Source organism: Rhodococcus sp. NCIMB 12038 (assembly GCF_002165735.1).
Classification (GTDB): domain Bacteria; phylum Actinomycetota; class Actinomycetes; order Mycobacteriales; family Mycobacteriaceae; genus Rhodococcus_F.
The window spans coordinates 179,478-197,356 of sequence record NZ_NHML01000015.1 but is presented as its reverse complement, the minus strand read 5'-3'; the positions used below and the strand labels follow the sequence as shown (position 1 = coordinate 197,356).

The window sequence follows — 17,879 nt, the reverse complement described above, 5'->3', positions numbered from 1 at the left end:
GATGACACTCTTTCACGTGCGCATGGACGTCGCCATTCCCCGCGACCTCGACCCGAAGGTCCGGGACGAGACCATCGCCAAGGAGAAGGCCTACTCGCAGGAGCTCCAGCGCTCCGGCAAGTGGCCCGAGATCTGGCGGATCGTCGGTCAGTACAGCAACATCAGCATCTTCGACGTCGAGTCGGCCGACGAACTGCACGAGATCCTGTGGAACCTTCCACTTTTCCCGTACATGAAGATCGAGATCATGCCGCTCACCCGGCACGGTTCCGACATCAAGTAGGCCACGGGCGGCGGAGCCGCCTATTTCTGCTGCGCGAGCAGCCGGTCGACGGCCCGCACGCTGAGCACGTGGTCGAGTGCCATGGTGGCGCTGCCGACGACGCCCGACAGTTCCCCGTGCGTCCAGGGGAGGATCTGAAGCTGCTGGGTGGCGACGGCGATCGCGTTGCCGTACAGGGTTTCGCGTAGCCCGGCGACGAACGTGTCGTACGCCTGCGCCATGTCGCCGCCGACGATCACGACCTCCGGGTTGAGGAGGTTGATCGCCCCCGACAGGACCTCGCCGATCTGACGCCCGCTCTCGCGGATCATCCGCCGGGCCTCGGCGTCGCCGGCGAGGGCGAGGGTGATCACGTCGCGGATGTGCGTGACTTCGCGTCCCTGCTCCTGCAGGTTGCGGACCAGTGCCCACCCGCCGGCGACGGCCTCGATACATCCCACATCACCGCAGCGGCACACCACACCTTGTGCCGCTGCGGTTTTCGTGTGTCCGATCTCGCCTGCCGCGCCCAGGGCGCCCCGCTGCAGCACGCCGCCGGACACGAGTCCGGCGCCGAGCCCGGTCGATGCCTTGATGAGCAGCATGTCGGCGAAGTCGCGGCGTTCCCCGCGCCGCTCGGCCAGGACCATGACGTTGGCGTCGTTGTCGACGAAGACGGGCGCGTCGGTGACGTCGGCGAGGAACGGCTGCAGCGGGACGCCGTCCCAGCCCGACATCATGGGGGAGTTCAGGCTGCACCCGCGTTCGGTGTCGACGGTGCCGGGGAGGCTGATCCCGATCCCGACCGGCCGCCCCGCGGTCTCGCCCAGGCCCTCGCGCAGCGCGAGGAGGCGCCTCGCGATGACGGGCATCAGTTCGGCCGGGCTCGTGCCGATCTCCTGCTCCACGTCCTCGGCGACGATGACGTCGCCTGCGAGGTCGCAGATGGCCAACTGGGTGCGGCTGCGGCCGATGGCGGCCGACAGCACCACACCGGCCTGCACGTGAAACGAGAGTTTCACCGGCGGGCGTCCGCCGGTCGACACGCCCTCTTCGCGTTCGACGACGAGTCCCGACGCCTGCAGTGACGACACCCGGGCTGCGACGGCCGTGCGGGACAGCCCGGTGAGGTTGCCGATCTCGGTGCGCGTGGTGGCTAGCCCTGCGCGAATGAGGGCGAAAACGTCGCCACCCGTCGCCGGGGAGGTCGTCGAGCGAGGCGTCCGCATGCAGGCCATTCAACCAACCGGACACGCGTCTGACAACGTAAGGTTCAGATCTTTGTTCGTCGAAATACCTAAGTTTGTATTGATTGAAAGCCAAAGGTCGCCTACTCTCGTCTGTGATGGCCCACACATCCGGCTTTCAGAGGGAGATGACATGTCACCAGCGACCACCGTGGAACCGTGCGATTTCGTCGTGTTCGGCGGCACCGGCGACCTGGCGGTTCGTAAGCTGCTTCCCGCGCTCTACCTGCGCGACAGGGACGGTCAGCTGCCCGCCGAAACCCGCGTGATCGGTGCCTCGCGAGCCGGTCTCGACACCGACGGCTACCGCGACAAGGTGCGAGGAGAACTCGCGCGGTTCGTCTCCGGCGATCAGCTGGATTCGGACACCTGTGAGCGATTTCTCAATCGCCTCGAATACGTCACCGTCGACGTCGCGGACCCGGCGGACTGGGCGGGCCTGCAGGACTGTCTCGCCGACCGGGAAGGTGCCATCCGGGTGTTCTACCTGGCGTGCGCACCCGGCCTGTTCGGGCCGATCTGCGAGAACCTCGCCCTGAACGATCTCGCCGACGCGCAGTCCCGCGTCGTGCTGGAGAAGCCCATCGGCCACGACCTCGCCTCGGCCCGCGCCGTCAACGACGCGGTCGGCGCAGTGTTCGAGGAATCGCAGATCTTCCGCATCGACCACTACCTCGGCAAGGAGAGCGTCCAGAACCTGCTGGTCACTCGATTCGCCAACACGTTCCTCGAGCCGCTGTGGAACTCCTCGTCGATCGACCACGTGCAGATCAACGTCGCCGAGTCGCTCGGAGTGGGCAGCCGCGGCGGCTACTACGAGTCGGCGGGCGCGCTGCGCGACATGCTGCAGAACCACCTGCTGCAGATGCTCTGCCTCGTTGCGATGGAGCCGCCCACCTACGTCGACCGCGAGACCGTGCGTGACGAGAAGCTGAAGGTGCTCCAGGCCCTCAAGCCGATGAGCCCGCAGGACGTCGAACGCTGCACGGTCGCAGGCCAGTACGGCCCCGGGCTCGCCGACGGCAAGGCCGTCCCCGGATACCAGGACGACGTCGAGAACCCGGACAGCACCACCGAGACGTTCATCGCCGTCAAGGCCGAGATCCAGAACTGGCGATGGGCCGGCGTGCCGTTCTACCTGCGCACCGGCAAGCGCATGGACCGGCGCTGCTCGGAGATCGTCGTGCAGTTCAAGCCCGTCCCGCACCCCATGTTCCCGGGCAGCGAGGGCCACAGCGAACCCAACCGCCTGGTCATCCAGTTGCAGCCCCACGAGGGCATGCGCCTGCACATGACGGCCAAGGAACCCGGCCCCGGCGGCATCCGCCTCAAGCCGGTGTCGCTGGACCTCAACTACATCGAAACGTTCAAGCGTCCGTCGCCCGACGCCTACGAGCGGCTGCTGATGGACGTGGTCCGGGGCAACCCGACCCTTTTCATGCGCCGCGACGAGGTCGAGGCCGCCTGGGAATGGGTCGAGCAGATCCTCGTCGGGTGGCAGAAGTCCGAGCGCGCACCGCGGCGGTACCCGGCCGGCACCAACGGACCCACCGACGCGACCACCCTGATCGAGCGCGACGGCCGCGCCTGGCACGAAGGAGTTACCGCATGACCGACGCGCCCACACCCACCGCCGACGTACACCCCGTCCTCGCCGCCGTCACCGAACGCATCATCGAGCGCAGCAGGCCCGAGCGCACGGTCTACCTCGACCGCATCCGGCAGGCCGCCGACCGCGGTCCGGCGCGCGGCAAGCTGGCCTGCGCGAACCTGGCGCACGGCTTCGCCGCGTCCGGCCCGGCCGACAAGAAGGCGCTGCGCGCCTTCGTCAAGCCCAACATCGCGATCGTCTCCTCGTACAACGACATGCTGTCGGCGCACCAGCCGTTCGAGCACTTCCCCCGGCAGCTGAAGGCCGCGGTCATGGAAGCGGGCGGCATCGCCCAGTTCGCGGGCGGCGTCCCCGCCATGTGCGACGGCATCACCCAGGGCCGCGACGGAATGCAGCTGTCGCTGTTCAGCCGCGACGTCATCGCGATGGCGACGGCGATCGGCCTGTCCCACGACATGTTCGACGGCGCCCTCATGCTCGGCGTGTGCGACAAGATCGTGCCGGGAATGCTCATCGGTGCACTCGGATTCGGCCACCTGCCGACGATCTTCGTGCCCGCCGGGCCGATGACGTCCGGTCTGCCCAACAACGAGAAGTCGCGCGTCCGCCAGCTGTACGCGGAGGGCAAGGCCGACCGCGAGCAACTGCTCGACGCCGAGGCCGCGTCGTACCACGGTGTCGGCACCTGCACGTTCTTCGGCACAGCCAACTCCAACCAGCTGCTCATGGAGGTCATGGGCCTGCACCTGCCCGGGTCGAGCTTCGTGAACCCGGGCACCCCGCTGCGTGAGGCCCTCACGTGGGAGGCCGGAAAACGCGTCACCGGTCTCACCTCGCTCGGCGACGACTACACACCGGTCGGTGAGGTCGTGGACGAGAAGGCCGTGGTCAACGGCTGCGTCGCGCTGCTCGCGACCGGCGGATCGACCAACCACACGATGCACCTCGTGGCGATCGCCCGCGCCGCAGGCATCACCCTCACGTGGGACGACCTGTCGGACCTGTCCGCGGTGGTGCCGCTGCTCGCCCGGATCTACCCCAACGGCTCGGCGGACGTGAACCACTTCCACGCGGCGGGTGGCCTCGGCTACGTCGTGTCCTCGATGCTGGACGCGGGACTGCTGCACGAGGACGTGAAGACCGTCGTCGGCGCCGGACTCCGCCGGTACACCGAGGAGCCGAAGCTGTCCGGTGAGGGCGTCGAATGGCAGCCGGGCACCGGAATCAGCCTCGACACCAACGTTTTGCGCGGACCGGAAGATCCGTTCGACGTCAACGGCGGCCTCAAGATGCTGACCGGAAACCTGGGTTCGTGCGTGATGAAGACGTCGGCCGTCCACCCGGACCACCGCGTGGTGACGGCCCCGGCCCGGGTGTTCGACGATCAGCTCGACTTCCTCGCCGCGTTCGAGGCGGGCACGCTGACCGGCGATTTCGTTGCCGTGCTCCGGTACCAGGGGCCGCGCGCCAACGGCATGCCCGAATTGCACAAGCTCACACCGGTACTCGGTGTTCTGCAGGATCAGGGCCGCAAGGTCGCGCTGGTCACCGACGGCCGGATGTCCGGCGCGTCCGGGAAGGTGCCCGCGGCCATCCACCTCACCCCCGAGGCGGCCGCGGACGGACCGCTCGCGCGGGTGCGTGACGGCGACGTCCTCACCGTCGACGCGGTGACCGGATCCGTGAACGTGCACCTGGGCGACGAAGAACTGGCCGCCCGCCCGGCGACCGGTCGTGCGCCGGGCGCCGACGAATGGGTCGGCACGGGCCGCGAACTCTTCGCCGGCCTGCGTGCCGCCGTCGGACCGGCGACCCAGGGCGCCAGCGTTTTCCACCCCCAACCTGTCTAAGGAGTATTCAGTGACGAACAGCCCCTCCCTCCTCGACCGCGTCCCGGTCATCCCGGTCGTCGTCGTGGACGACCTCGGCGACGCGGTGCCGGTGGCCCGCGCGCTGGTGGCCGGCGGCATCCCGATGATCGAACTGACCCTGCGGACGCCGTGCGCCCTCGACGCCATCAAGGCGATCGCGAGCGAGGTGCCGGAGATCTGCGTCGGCGCGGGCACGATCGTGGAACCGGTGCAGGCTGCGCAGGCGGCCGAGGCGGGAGCGCAGTTCCTGGTCTCGCCGGGCAGCACCGAAACCCTGTTGAAGGCGATGACGGACACCGGACTGCCGCACCTCCCCGGCGCGGCGACCGTCTCCGAGGTGCTCTTCCTGCTCGAGCACGGCTACCGCGAACTCAAGTTCTTCCCCGCCGAGGCGTCGGGCGGCGCGAAGTTCCTCGGCTCGATCCACTCACCCGTTCCGGCCGCGCGGTTCTGTCCCACCGGCGGCATCTCGACGTCGAACGTCGGCGACTACCTGTCGCTGCCGAACGTCGGCTGCGTCGGCGGATCCTGGCTCACGCCCGCCGAGGCAGTGAAGCAGCAGGACTGGGACCGGATCAGCGGACTCGCACGTGAGGCGGCGGCACTCGCTCGGTAACGCGTGAAGCGGCGCGGTACGGTGAATCGTGCGCGACAGTGACAACGGTGATTCCCAGCGGCCGGGTTCTCAGTCCTCGCTGAAATCGGCCAACCAGCACCGTGTGGTCCGCGCGCTCCAGACGTCGGGTGAACTCACCCAGGCGGAGATCGCGCGTCGCACCGGATTGGCCCCCGCCACCGTCTCCAACATGGTCAAGGAATTGACCGCGGCCGGGATGGTCGCCGTACCGGGCGGCGACCATCCCGGCCAGCGCGGCCGTGCGGTGCGACTGACCCGCCGGATGGGCCTTGCGGTCGGGATCGACTTCGGGCACCGCCATCTCACCGTCGCAGTCGCCGACATGGCACACGAGGTGCTCGCCGAGGAACGCGTCGAACTCGGTACGGGTCACCGCGCGGAGGACGGCGTGGTGCAGGCGGGCGCACTTCTCGACGCGGCCCTCGATCGACTCGGCTGCGATCGCAAGTCCGTCCTCGCAGTCGGGATGGGTCTGCCCGCACCGCTCGAGACCGACACCGGCGAGGTCGGTGGTCCGTCCATCCTCCCCGGCTGGGTCGGTGTCGACGCGGCCGCCATCGCGTCGGAGTATCTAGGCACCGCCGTGCACGTCGACAACGACGCGAACCTCGGTGTGCTCGCCGAGCACATGTGGGGAGCGGGTCGCGGAACCACCGATCTCGCCTACATCAAACTGTCCGACGGTGTGGGCGCCGGTCTCGTCCTCGACGGCCGCCTGTACCGCGGAAGAGGCGGCACCGCAGGCGAAATCGGCCACCTGACCCTCGACGAGTTCGGGCAGGTGTGCCGCTGCGGCAACCGCGGCTGCCTCGAGACCCTCGTCGCCTCGCACGTCGTGATCGGGCTGCTCGCCCCGAGCCGCGGTCCCGATCTGAGCATCGCCGACATCGTCGCGATGGCCGAGGGCGGCGACGCCGCCTGCATCCGGGTGCTCGCCGACACCGGCCGGCACGTGGGCGTCGCGGCAGCGAGCCTGTGCAATCTCGTCAATCCCGAACGACTCGTCATCGGCGGCGAACTCGCGCTGGCCGGCGAACTGCTCCTGGGGCCGATGCGTGAGGTCGTCGGCCGCTACGCGGTGCCCAGCGCGGTCCGTTCCCTGGACATCCGGGTCGCCGAACTCGGCCCCCGCGCCCAGGTGCTCGGCGCCGTCGCGCTGGGTCTGCGGTCCGCGCTTCCCGCCTGACCGTTCGCCGCTGAATTCTCGCTCCGTTTCAAAGGCTGAGCTCTGCGCCCGACACGGTTCTTGTGTTCATTGGTGAATGTAAAGCGGACAAATGAGTCTTTGTATGTTCATGTCTTGACGATTCGTGGTTTCGTTGCCTACTGTGTTCCACACCACAACGACTGCGCACTCTGCGTAGGCCTCGGCTCGATCCGAGTCTCGATCACCCCTTGCTCACGAGGAGTCCCATGACTGAACACGTCCTGTTGCCCGGCGCGGAAGCGCCCGGCGACACCGCAGAGGGCACTTCGGTTCCCGTCCGGATCGCGGCCGTCGCCGCACTCGGCGGCCTACTGTTCGGCTACGACAGCGCAGTGATCAACGGCGCCGTGTCGGCGATCGAGGGCAAGTTCCAGGTCGAGTCCGCACTCCTCGGATTCGCGATCGCCTCGGCACTGCTCGGTGCCGCGGCAGGAGCGATGCTGGCCGGGCGGATCGCCGACCGCTACGGTCGCCTCGTCACCATGCGGGCGGCTGCGGTGATGTTCCTCCTGAGCGCCATCGGCACCGGATTCGCGACCAACGTCGAGATGCTGGTGACGTTCCGGATCGTCGGCGGCATCGGTGTGGGCCTGGCCTCGGTCATCGCACCCGCCTACATCGCCGAGATCTCGCCCGCCCGGGTGCGTGGACGTCTCGGGTCGCTGCAGCAACTCGCGATCGTCACCGGCATCTTCGTCTCGCTCCTGGTGGACTACGCCCTCGCCGCGCTCGCCGGCGGATCGCAGGAAGAACTGTGGTTCGGGCTCGAGGCGTGGCGGTGGATGTTCCTCGCGATGTGTGTGCCCGCGCTCGCCTACGGTCTGCTGTCGCTGACCATTCCCGAATCCCCCCGCTACCTGATCGCTCAGGGGCGCATCGCCGAGGCCCGCGGCATCCTCGCGTTCCTGCTCGGCGAGAAGGGCCTCGACCTCAAGATCGAGAGCATCCGTTCGACGCTGGCCCGCGAGACGCAGCCGTCGATCCGCGACCTGAAGGGCTCCGCGTTCGGCCTGATGCCGATCGTGTGGATCGGTATCGGACTATCGGTCTTCCAGCAGTTCGTCGGTATCAACGTGATCTTCTACTACTCGAGTGTCCTGTGGCAGGCCGTCGGCTTCGACGAGGGCAGCTCCCTGAAGATCACGGTCATCACGTCGGTGGTCAACATCGCCACCACCCTCATCGCCATCGCGTACATCGACCGGGTGGGCCGTCGGCCGCTGCTCATCATCGGCTCCGCCGGCATGGCCGTGACGCTCGCGACCATGGCGTTCATCTTCGGAACCGCCTCCACCACCGTCGTGAACGGTGTCACGACGCCGCAGCTCACCGGGCTGCAGGGCCCGATCGCGCTCGTTGCCGCCAACCTGTTCGTGGTGGCCTTCGGAATGTCCTGGGGCCCGGTGGTGTGGGTCCTGCTCGGTGAGGCGTTCCCCAACCGCATCCGGGCCGCCGCGCTGTCGCTCGCCGCGGGTGCCCAGTGGGCGGCGAACTGGCTGATCACCGTGACGTTCCCGTCCATGAAGGACTTCTCGCTCGGAATCTCCTATGGCTTCTACGCGGTCTGCGCGGTGCTGTCGCTCGTCTTCGTGCTGCGCTGGGTCAAGGAGACGAAGGGCGTGGAACTCGAAGCCATGCACGCCGATTCGGTCGTGTAGACCCTTTAGCGCGACGACGTCGACACCCGCGAGGATTTCACTCGCGGGTGTCTTCGTCGTCCTTCATCTGCTCGACGGCGGTCGCGGATTCGCTGACGATCGCGCGCATGGCCGCCTCCGCCGCGTCCGCGTCGCCCATCTGGATCGACGACGCCACCACGCCGTGCAGGCGGATCGCTTCGGTCTCCGCGACGTGCGGCATCAGCGAGTGCCGGGTGCGGCCCTCGAGCACCTCCACGACGATCTGCGACATCGCGCGCAGCAGCGGATTCCCGGACGCGGTCAGTAGTGTGCGGTGAAAGTCGGAATCGTGGGCCAGGTACGCGTCCGTGTCGGCCGCACGGGACGTCGAGGACATTCCGATGACGGCCGCCGTGAGCGCCCCGCACTGCTCCGGCGTCGCCCGTGTCGCCGCGAGACGCGCGGCGAGCGGTTCGATGCCCGACCGCAGTTCGCTCAGGCTCGACAGCTGTTCGAACCGCTGCGGTCCGGCGAGTTTCCAGCGAATCACGCTCGGATCCAGTGAATTCCAGTGCTCCTCGCCGAGGACGGTGATCCCCACGCGACGGCGGACGGCCAGGAGTCCGAGGGATTCGAGAACCCGGACCACCTCGCGGACGACGGTGCGGGAGACGGAGTACTGGGTGACCACGTCGTCGGCGGAGATGCGGGTGCCGGGTGCCAGGACTCCGGCCACGATGTCGCTGCCGAGCCGATCGAGCACCGTTTCGTGCAATTGCCGGTACTCGGCGCCCTCTGCGTTGGTCATCCGCCGATGGTCCCACGCTTGCCCCCGCTGAACACACGTTGGCGCGGGATCGCACTTCTAAGTAGTACTTATTCGAGCTAGGTCTTGAAATCGTATGGTTTATAAGGCAGAGTGACCTGAGTCACGAACAAGGGTCATTCCAACACCGATCTCCCTGGAGCAACAGAATGAGTACCGCGTCACTACTCGCAGCGGCCGACAGCGCCGGCACCGACGCGCAGTTGATCACGGCTGCCGTCGTCGGCGTCGCCGTCATCATCGCGCTGATCACCTGGCTCAAACTCCACCCTTTCCTCGCGCTGTCGATCGGCGCCGTCGGCGTCGGCATCGGCGCAGGTCTCGGCGCCACGGACTCGGTGAAATCGTTCGTCGAAGGCTTCGGCGCCACGATGGGCAGCGTCGGAATCCTGATCGGATTCGGTGCCATGTTCGGCAAGCTGCTCGCCGATTCGGGTGGCGCCGACCGCGTCGTCGACACCCTCGTCGGGCGCGCCGGACCACGGACGCTGCCCTGGATGATGGCACTGGTCGGCGCGGTGATCGGCCTGCCGATGTTCTTCGAGATCGGCCTCGTGCTGCTGATGCCGGTCATCATTCTCGTCGCGCGCCGTTCGGGGCTGTCGCTGATGCGCATCGCGATTCCCACCCTGGCGGGCCTGTCCGCGATGCACGGTCTCGTTCCGCCGCACCCCGGGCCGCTGGTCGCGGTGGCGGCCCTCAACGCGAACCTCGGACTCACCCTCGCGCTGGGCGTCGTCGTCGCGATTCCGACCGTCATCATTGCCGGACCGCTGTTCAGTAACCTGGCCGCCCGCTGGGTGGACGTCCCCGTCCCCGAGCTCTACGTGACCGTAGAGGAGCGGGTGGGCGCCGAAGCCGCCGCCGAGCGTCGCCGCCCCAGCTTCGCGGCCAGCCTGTGCGCCATCCTGCTCCCGGTCGTCCTGATGCTGGGCAAGGCGATCGCCGACGTCGTCGCCGCCGACTCGGAGTCGCCCGCGAAGGCGCTGCTCGACTTCCTCGGAACGCCGGTCGTTGCCCTCGCATTCGCGGTGCTCGCCGGAATGCTGCTCCTCGGCCGGGGCGGTGGCATGGACCGCAAGGCGATCGCGGCCTCTCTGGAGAGTTCGCTGCCCCCGATCGCCGGAATCCTCCTCATCGTCGGTGCGGGCGGCGGATTCAAGCAGGTCCTGATCGACACCGGCATCGCCGACGTGATCGCCGAAGCCATCAACGGCAGTGCCCTTCCCGTCCTGTTCCTCGCCTGGCTCGTGGCCGTCCTGATCCGGGTCGCCACCGGATCGGCCACCGTCGCGACCGTCACCGCCTCCGGCATCCTCGCGCCCGTCGCCGCCGAGCTGACATCCACGCACGTCTCGCTGATGGTGCTCGCGATCGGCTCCGGCTCGCTGTTCCTGTCGCACGTCAACGACGCGGGATTCTGGCTGGTGAAGGAATACCTCGGCGTCACGGTGGTACAGAACCTGAAGACGTGGACCGTGATGGAGTGCATCATCTCCGTCACCGGTCTGGCCGGTGTCCTCGCGCTGAGCGTGTTCATCTAAAGGGGGTCGAGAATGTCGAGTGAGGTTGGTGAGATGCACGTGAGTACGCGCGAACCCGTAGGACGCACGCCGCAGACGGCGGATCCCGTCCTGGTGCTGATGGGCGTGTCCGGGTCCGGGAAGTCGACGGTCGCGGGAATCATCGCCGGCGCGATGGGCTGGGACCTGCAGGAGGGGGACGCCCTGCATCCTCCCGCGAATGTCGCGAAGATGGCGTCGGGGCAGCCGCTGGCCGACGAGGACCGCTGGCCGTGGCTCGATCTCGTTGCGGGATGGATCCGGGACCACACGGACAACGGTCTTCCCGGGGTCATCACCTGCTCCGCGCTCAAGCGCAGCTACCGCGACGTCCTGCGCGGCGACAACGTCGTGTTCGTGCATCTCGCCGGGTCGCGCGCGCAGATCGGGGAACGGCTGACCGCCCGGCTGGACCACTTCATGCCCCCGTCGTTGCTGGACACGCAGATCTCGACGCTCGAGCCGATCGAGCCCGACGAGGACGCCATCGTGGTGGACGTGGGTGGATCGCCGACACAGGTGGCGACGGAGATCATCGCTCGGCTGGAGCAGCGGCTCGGCCGGTGAACTTCCGGTAATCGGACGGAAATTCGGTCGAAGTCGCTCGGTAACGGGCGGCTTCGACTTACCGTGGCGTGAGGTCTCGGGGGTTGCGGGTGCGTTTCTACCCGGATCGCCCTAGGGTGTCCAGTGAGCTGGACAAGCGTCCGATACAACGGAGGGCAGTATGCGAACGCGAGGATCGATCGTGTGGCACTGGGATGTCAGTCAGCGGGCGCGCATGACGTTCTGGTTTGCCAGGGCTTTCGTCAAACCGCTGTTCACGATTTGGCCGACGACGGACCGCGGCATCGAACTGCTGGCGGCCCTCGACGAACTCATCGACCGGCTACCCAAGCCGAAGGGGCTCGACATCGAGGCGATCTCGCTCGGCGGGGTGCCGTGCGAGAAGATCACCCACCCGCGACCCACCGTCACCTCGATGGACGGCGCCACCATCCTCTACTTCCACGGCGGCGGATTCGTGTTCTGCGGGCTCGCCACCCACCGGGCGCTGTGCGGTCTGCTCGCCGCGCGGTCGGGTGCGCCCGTCGTGTCGGTCGAGTACCGGCAGCTTCCCAAGGGGGCGATCGGGGCGTCGCTGGTGGACGCCATGACCGCCTACACCGAGGTGCTGAAGGTCTGCGACGACCCCACCCGCGTGATCGTCGCGGGGGACTCGGCGGGCGGGTACCTCGCGATGAAGGTCGCCGAAGTCGCCGCACTGCGGGGCATCACCCGGCCGGCGGCCGTCATCGGATACTCGCCGCTGCTCAACCTCGACCTCGAAGATCACGACCCCGATTTCATGAAGTGCGACGCGTACCTGCCGATGTCGCAGGTGGCGAAGCTGAAGGATCGCTGGCTGGCCGGGCCCGACCAGATTCCGGGTGCCCAGTCGCCCGTGAACGCGGATCCGGCACTGTTCCCGCCGGTCTTCCTCACCGCCGCCGAGTACGAGATCATGCGGCCCGACGTCGAGATCCTCACCGACCGGTTCGACCGGGAGGGACGACAGATCGAGACCCACATCTGGAGTGGGCAGATCCACGCGTTCCCGGTGATCGGCAAGGTGCTGCGGGAAAGCCGCACGATCATCGGACTCACCGTCGACTTCGCGTCCCGCGCACTCACGGAGTCGAAGCGGCACTCGGCCTGAGTTACGCGGGGTTGAGCACCCGGCGCAGCAGCGGTGACACCGTGATCAGCAGTCCCAGCAGGGCGACTCCCGTGACGAGCACGAGGCCGGAGTGGAACTGGTGGAACCCGGCGCCGCTGATGCCGGTGGCGGTGTGCGAGCCTGCGGTGACGAGCGCGGTGGTCAGTGCCAGCACCAGCGCGGCGCCGACCTGTGCGGACGTCTGCACGAGTCCCGACGCCAGCCCCTGCTCGGAGTCGTCGACACCCGACGTGGCCTGGGCCATGATCGACGTGAAGCCCAGTGCGAAGCCGACGCCCAGCAGCATCACGCTCGGCAGGATCGCGATCGTGTAGTTCGGCTGATCGCTCCCGGCGAAGAGGAACCACAGGTAGCCGAGGCTCAGCGAGGTGAGTGCCGCGATGATCATGCGGGCGGTGCCGAACGCGTCGATCAGTCGTCCCACGAACGGCGACCCGAAGGCCACGATGATGCCCGCGGGGAGAAGGCCCAGCGCCATCTCCAGCGGCGACCATCCGAGCACCGACTGCAGGAAGATCGTCATCATGAACTGGAAGCTCAGGTAGGAGCCGAAGAGTGCGACGATGCTGAGGTTGGCCCGCACGATCGAGCCGACCCGCAAAATGCTCAGCCGCACCAGTGGGTGCGCCACCCGGTTCTCCACGACGAAGAACGACGCCAGCAGGGCGGCGGCCAGTGCGAACGATCCCAGCGTGAGCGGATCGGCCCAGCCGCGGGCCGGCGCCGACACGACGGTGTAGACGGCGAGCAACATGCCCGACACCAGCGTCGCGGCTCCGACGATGTCGTGGCCGCCGGTGTCGGCGGCACGGTCGCGGGGGATCAGGACGGCGCCTGCGACCAGGGCGAGCACCGCGAACGGCACCGGCATCAGGAACGTCCAGCGCCACCCGGCACTGGTCAGCAGCCCGCCCAGGATCAGGCCGGACGAATATCCGCTCGCTCCGAAGACCGAGAAGATCGACAACGCCCGGTTGCGGGCGGGCCCCTCCTTGAACGTGGTGGTGAGGATCGACATCGCGGTCGGCGCGGTGAACGCGGCGGCGAGTCCTTTCACGAAACGGCTCGCGATGAGCAGCGTGCCGTTGTCGACGAGTCCGCCGACCAGGGACGCGATCGCGAACACGGTCAGCGCGATCAGGAAGACGCGGCGGCGTCCGAGGAGATCGGCGGTGCGCCCACCCAGCAGCAGCAGACCACCGAATCCGAGGACGTATCCGTTGATGATCCATTGCAGCGAGGTGGTCGACAGCCCCAGTTCGGTTCCGATGGAGGGCAGTGCAACACCCACCATCGAGACGTCGAGTCCGTCGAGAAACATCACGAGGCACAGCACGGCCAGGACGCCCCAGAGGCGGGGAGTCCAGGCCTGGTCGGTCGGCGGGGCGGTGGTGGCGCCCGACGAGGTGGCGAGGTCCGGGGTGGCGTCGCTGATAGTCACAGGGAGAATGTAGATGCACGTGCAATCAATGCGCAAGCACTAATTTCGTTTGCATTTAATTCGCTTGCACGTTTTTCGTGCGCGCGCTAGGGTGCGGATCATGAGCTCAGAAGCGGACCTGCGCGACACGTGGCGGCTGCTCGCGAGCCGATACAACTCGATCGCCTGCGAGTTGGATCGTGAGATGCAACACGCACACGGCCTGAGCATGAGCGACTTCGAGACGCTCGACCGACTGATGGACGCCACGTGCGACCGGCCACGGATGCAGGACCTGGCGGCCGAGATGTACCTCAGCCCCAGCGCGCTGTCCCGGAGTGTGGCCCGGCTGGAGAAGGCGGGCCTGGTCGCCAGGGCGCTGTGCGAGGCGGACCGGCGGGGCGTCTTCGTCGACGTCACCGACGCCGGCCGCGAGGTGCACGCCGACGCCAAGAAGATTCAGTTGGGCGTGCTCACCGAAAGGCTTGCGGAAGCAACCTGATTCGTTACGTCAACGAGGTGGGTGTCGAGTAGTCGTCGGACGGGAACTCGCCGTCGACGACGGCGGTCACCACCGTGTTCTCGAGCGTGATCGCCCCGCCGTGATTGTCCAGGAACGCGGTGTCCGCGGCGTCGCGCCCCGTCGCGATCCGCAGCAGTGCCGAACGCGGGGCCAGCCGGGTGGCGTCGACCACCCGCCACTCGGAATCGACGAACGCCTCGACGACGGCGTGGAAGTCCATCGGATCGCACCCCGGCGCATACACCGCTGCCAATCGTGCCGGGATGGTGACGGCCCGCAAGAGTGCCACCGTGAGGTGGGCGAAGTCACGGCACACCCCGGCCCCGGACAGCATCGTGTCGACGGCACTGTCGGTGGATCTGCTCGACCCCGCCTGGTACAGCAGCCGCGACCCCACCCACGTGGTGATGTCCTGCAGCAGTTCCGGGTGCGGCTTGGACAGGTTGAACTCCCCTCCGGTGAAACCGAAGAACTTGTCCGCCTCGGCATATCGGCTCGGGCGCAGATACTTCGAGAGGTCGTAGTCGGTGACGGGAGGCGGATCGGCCTTGCCCACAACCGAAGCCGAATACTCGACGTGCAGCGAGCCGCGGGGGCTGTCCAGCAGGTGGACGCGAGTGCCGTGCTCCGCCACCATCTCTCGTGCCTCGACCGGATTGCCGTCGAGGGTGAACGCCAGCGACTCCGACAACCCCGAACCGGGGGTCCGGGCCACCGCGATCTTGAATTCGAGACTGGTGGCGTCGGTGACCTCGATGTCCAGAGTGGCGGTGACGTGACGTTTCATCAGCCCATCCTGGCATCCCGCGTCCGGGGGTGCAGAATCCCCCGGCGGAGTCAGGCCTGAACGCGCGGCCGCAACCACTCGACGAGATCGTCGAGTACCTCCTCGTTCTCCGGTTCGTTGAACACCTCGTGGAACAGGTTTTCGTAGATCTCCACCGTGAGATCCTCCGATCCGGCGTACTCCGCGATGAGTTCCGTGCCGTGCACGCTCGCGAGCCCGTCGTCCCGGCCGTGCTGCAGCAGCAGGGGAACTTTCAACGACGGCAGGCGCTCCGGCAGATGTTCGGCAGCCAGAATCATTCCGCGCGCAATCCCCGCGGGCACTTTCCCGTGGTGGACGAGGGGATCCGCCTCGTAGGCCGCCACGACCGCCGGATCGCGGGACACCAGCTTCGCGTCGAGCGACTCGACGGGCACTCCGGGGAGGTAGCGGCCCACCAGCTTGCCGATCTCGACCACCACGCGCGGTGTTCCGCTCGTCACGTCGACCGCGGGTCCGGACAGCATGAGAGCCTTGAGATCCTGCTGGTGGTCGAGGGCGTACGTCAGTGCGATGGAACCGCCCATGCTGTGGCCGAGGAGGAACCGGTCGGTGCCCGGCCAGTCCGTCGACGCGATGCCGAACAACTGGTGCAGGTCGTCGGTGAATTCGCGCCAGTCCTTCAGATGGACCCGTTTGCCGCCCGACCGCCCGTGTCCGCGGTGGTCGGGCGCGTAGATCGCGAGGTCGAGTTCGCCGAGTCGCTCGATCACGTGGTCGTAGCGCCGGGCGTGCTCGCCGAAGCCGTGGCACAGCACCAGCACGCCCCGCGGGCGCCGCTCGGGGAGCCACACGTCGTAGACGATGGGAATTCCACCGACGCCGGCGAAGGACGATTCTCGATGCTGCATGATGCCCCTTCGTGGTCCGAATTCGACGACTCAGATCATCGCACGGTGAGGTACCCCGACAAGCGGAAAATTAGGGGATCGGTCCCTTCGACAACAGGTCGATCACGGCGCGGGAGGTGCGCCGCCGCAGCCATCCGCGGGGTCCGTCCTCGCCGAGCGCGGCGCGGGCGGCATTCAGGCCCGACACCCCGTGCACACCGCCACCCGGGTGCGCCGAGGCGCTGCCCAGGTACAGGCCCTGAACGGGGGTTTCCGAGCGGGAGATGCCCGGCCCCGGCCGGAAGACCAACTGCTGATGGAGTTGCGCAGTCCCTCCGTTGACGGCGCCGCCCACCAGATTCGCGTCGGCCGCCTCGAGGTCCGACGGGCGCTGGACGACACGCCCGACGACTCGCTCCGCGAAACCCGGTGCGTGGGCCTCGAGGACGTCGTCGACCCGCGCGGCCAGCAGATCGGCAGATGCATTGTCGGTGACATCGCGCGGTAGATGTGTGTACGCCCAGGCGCTTTCGGTGCCCTCCGGCGACCTGCTGGGATCGGCGGTCGTCATCTGCCCGAACAGCAGGAACGGGCTGGCCGGGACGGTGCCGGTGGTCAGGTCGGCCATCCAGCGGACGAGGCCGTTGTCGTCGGCGCCCAGGTGGACGGTCCCCGCGCCGCCCAGGCTGGGCGAACGCCACGGAATCTTCTGCGACAAGGCGTAATTGACCTTCAATACCGGCGTGTCCCACTCGAAATGCTCGAGGTCCGCCCGCACACGGGCGGGGACGGCGTGGTCCGGAAGCAGCGACCCGTACAGCGCGGGTGCCGAGACGTCGGCGATCACCGCCCGGCGTGCCGTGTAGCGCGCACCCGACGCGGTCCGCACGCCGACGGCGCGACCCGACCGAACCTCGATCCCGGTCACCGCGTCGCCGTAATGGAAATGTGCGCCCGCGTGCTCGGCCCGGCGTACCATCGCGGCCGACAACTCGCCGGCGCCGCCCACCGGGACCGGGTACCCGCCGTCCTGGGCGAGCATCGTCAGGATGTACCCCATGACGCCGCTGCCCGGTGCGTCCGGAGGCGTGTCGGCGTGCATCGCGTTGCCCAGCAACAGCAGTCGTGCTGCCTCGCCGCGGAACAGTTCGTGCGCCATCCGCCGCGCAGGCAGGAGCAGGAATCGGGCCACCCGCAGCGACTCGGCGGTGCCCAGTCTGCGCAGCAGGGCGCTCGGGCCGCGCACCGGTGGGAACGGGCTGAACAGGGTGCTCAGCAGCGGTTCCTTGATGTGGTGCCACTGCTCGACCAGCGCCGTCCACGCGACGCCGTCGCCGGGTTGCCTGCGTTCGAGGTCGGCGGCCGTGTCAGCCGGGTCGGGATGAATCACCGGCGCGTCCTCGTTGGAGGCCGAGCGGGCGTGCCCGACCGCGTGGGGCGCGTGACTCCACCGCAGCCCGTGCGATTCGAGGTCCAGCCCGCGGATTGCAGGGGACACGGTCGACAGGGGATAGAACGCGCTGAACAGGTCCGACGTGAAGCCGGGGACGAGTTCGGCAGACTTCACCGCACCGCCGGGTGTCGGCTGCGCCTCCACGACCGCGACGTCCCAGCCCGCATCGGCGAGTGTCGCGGCCGCGACGAGCCCGTTGGGACCGGATCCGATGACCACTGCGTCGACGTTGCTCACCCGACCAGGCTGTCAGAAAAGACGGCG

General features: G+C 68.1%; 16 protein-coding genes. 10 read left to right on the top strand and 6 right to left on the bottom strand.

The features are described from left to right. The first annotated feature begins 1 nt into the window (after position 1). The gene (catC, locus tag CA951_RS23805) at positions 2-283 is read left to right on the top strand and encodes a muconolactone Delta-isomerase (RefSeq protein WP_087559160.1); all 282 of its coding nucleotides are present in this window, start codon (positions 2-4) and stop codon (positions 281-283) included. A 20-nt stretch (positions 284-303) separates the two neighbouring features. On the opposite strand, the gene CA951_RS23800 is transcribed toward catC, so the two are convergent. Further along, positions 304-1,491, bottom strand: coding sequence for an ROK family protein (locus CA951_RS23800; RefSeq protein ID WP_087559159.1), 1,188 nt, complete (start codon positions 1,489-1,491; stop codon positions 304-306). Positions 1,492-1,642: 151 nt separating this feature from the next. Here CA951_RS23800 and zwf point away from each other — a divergent pair, with 151 nt between their 5' ends. The 5 genes from zwf (at position 1,643) to CA951_RS23775 (ending at position 8,494) form a co-directional block, all read left to right on the top strand. Next, positions 1,643-3,121: a glucose-6-phosphate dehydrogenase gene (zwf, locus tag CA951_RS23795; RefSeq protein WP_087559158.1), complete on the top strand. Its 1,479-nt coding sequence runs from the start codon at positions 1,643-1,645 to the stop codon at positions 3,119-3,121. Continuing rightward, complete coding sequence (gene edd / locus CA951_RS23790; RefSeq protein WP_087559157.1) at positions 3,118-4,971, top strand: phosphogluconate dehydratase; 1,854 nt, start codon at positions 3,118-3,120, stop codon at positions 4,969-4,971. The genes zwf and edd overlap by 4 nt, the downstream gene beginning before the upstream one ends. A 10-nt stretch (positions 4,972-4,981) precedes the next feature. Further along, positions 4,982-5,608, top strand: a complete 627-nt coding sequence (gene eda, locus CA951_RS23785) for a bifunctional 4-hydroxy-2-oxoglutarate aldolase/2-dehydro-3-deoxy-phosphogluconate aldolase (protein WP_012689284.1) — start codon at positions 4,982-4,984, stop codon at positions 5,606-5,608. 28 nt (positions 5,609-5,636) lie between these two features. Then, positions 5,637-6,815, top strand: coding sequence for an ROK family transcriptional regulator (locus CA951_RS23780; protein WP_087559156.1), 1,179 nt, complete (start codon positions 5,637-5,639; stop codon positions 6,813-6,815). A gap of 227 nt (positions 6,816-7,042) precedes the next feature. Continuing rightward, positions 7,043-8,494 (top strand): sugar porter family MFS transporter, encoded by a 1,452-nt coding sequence (locus tag CA951_RS23775; protein ID WP_087559155.1) that lies wholly within the window; start codon positions 7,043-7,045, stop codon positions 8,492-8,494. 37 nt (positions 8,495-8,531) lie between these two features. Here CA951_RS23775 and CA951_RS23770 read toward each other — a convergent pair whose 3' ends face one another. Then, on the bottom strand, positions 8,532-9,263 hold the full coding sequence (locus CA951_RS23770; protein ID WP_087559154.1) for a FadR/GntR family transcriptional regulator: 732 nt from the start codon (positions 9,261-9,263) through the stop codon (positions 8,532-8,534). 167 nt (positions 9,264-9,430) lie between these two features. Here CA951_RS23770 and CA951_RS23765 point away from each other — a divergent pair, with 167 nt between their 5' ends. The 3 genes from CA951_RS23765 (at position 9,431) to CA951_RS23755 (ending at position 12,542) form a co-directional block, all read left to right on the top strand. Further along, positions 9,431-10,825: a GntP family permease gene (locus tag CA951_RS23765; RefSeq protein ID WP_087559153.1), complete on the top strand. Its 1,395-nt coding sequence runs from the start codon at positions 9,431-9,433 to the stop codon at positions 10,823-10,825. A gap of 33 nt (positions 10,826-10,858) precedes the next feature. Next, positions 10,859-11,410, top strand: a complete 552-nt coding sequence (locus tag CA951_RS23760) for a gluconokinase (RefSeq protein ID WP_087559152.1) — start codon at positions 10,859-10,861, stop codon at positions 11,408-11,410. Between the two features lie 160 nt (positions 11,411-11,570). Then, positions 11,571-12,542 carry an alpha/beta hydrolase gene (locus tag CA951_RS23755; RefSeq protein WP_087559151.1) on the top strand — a complete coding sequence of 324 codons (972 nt, stop codon included), beginning with the start codon at positions 11,571-11,573 and terminating at the stop codon, positions 12,540-12,542. 1 nt (position 12,543) lies between these two features. Here CA951_RS23755 and CA951_RS23750 read toward each other — a convergent pair whose 3' ends face one another. Then, positions 12,544-14,040, bottom strand: coding sequence for an MFS transporter (locus CA951_RS23750; RefSeq protein WP_087559150.1), 1,497 nt, complete (start codon positions 14,038-14,040; stop codon positions 12,544-12,546). A 64-nt stretch (positions 14,041-14,104) separates the two neighbouring features. Here CA951_RS23750 and CA951_RS23745 point away from each other — a divergent pair, with 64 nt between their 5' ends. Next, positions 14,105-14,485: a MarR family winged helix-turn-helix transcriptional regulator gene (locus CA951_RS23745; RefSeq protein WP_087559213.1), complete on the top strand. Its 381-nt coding sequence runs from the start codon at positions 14,105-14,107 to the stop codon at positions 14,483-14,485. Between the two features lie 4 nt (positions 14,486-14,489). Here the strand turns inward: CA951_RS23745 and CA951_RS23740 are convergent, their stop codons facing one another. The 3 genes from CA951_RS23740 to CA951_RS23730 all read right to left on the bottom strand — a co-directional run bounded on the left by CA951_RS23740 (position 14,490) and on the right by CA951_RS23730 (position 17,852). Further along, positions 14,490-15,293, bottom strand: a complete 804-nt coding sequence (locus CA951_RS23740; RefSeq protein WP_087559149.1) for a transglutaminase family protein — start codon at positions 15,291-15,293, stop codon at positions 14,490-14,492. 50 nt (positions 15,294-15,343) lie between these two features. After that, entirely contained in the window at positions 15,344-16,183 is an 840-nt protein-coding gene (locus CA951_RS23735; protein WP_087559148.1) for an alpha/beta hydrolase, read from the bottom strand. Positions 16,184-16,253: 70 nt separating this feature from the next. Next, positions 16,254-17,852 (bottom strand): NAD(P)/FAD-dependent oxidoreductase, encoded by a 1,599-nt coding sequence (locus tag CA951_RS23730; protein ID WP_087559147.1) that lies wholly within the window; start codon positions 17,850-17,852, stop codon positions 16,254-16,256. Positions 17,853-17,879 lie beyond the last annotated feature (27 nt).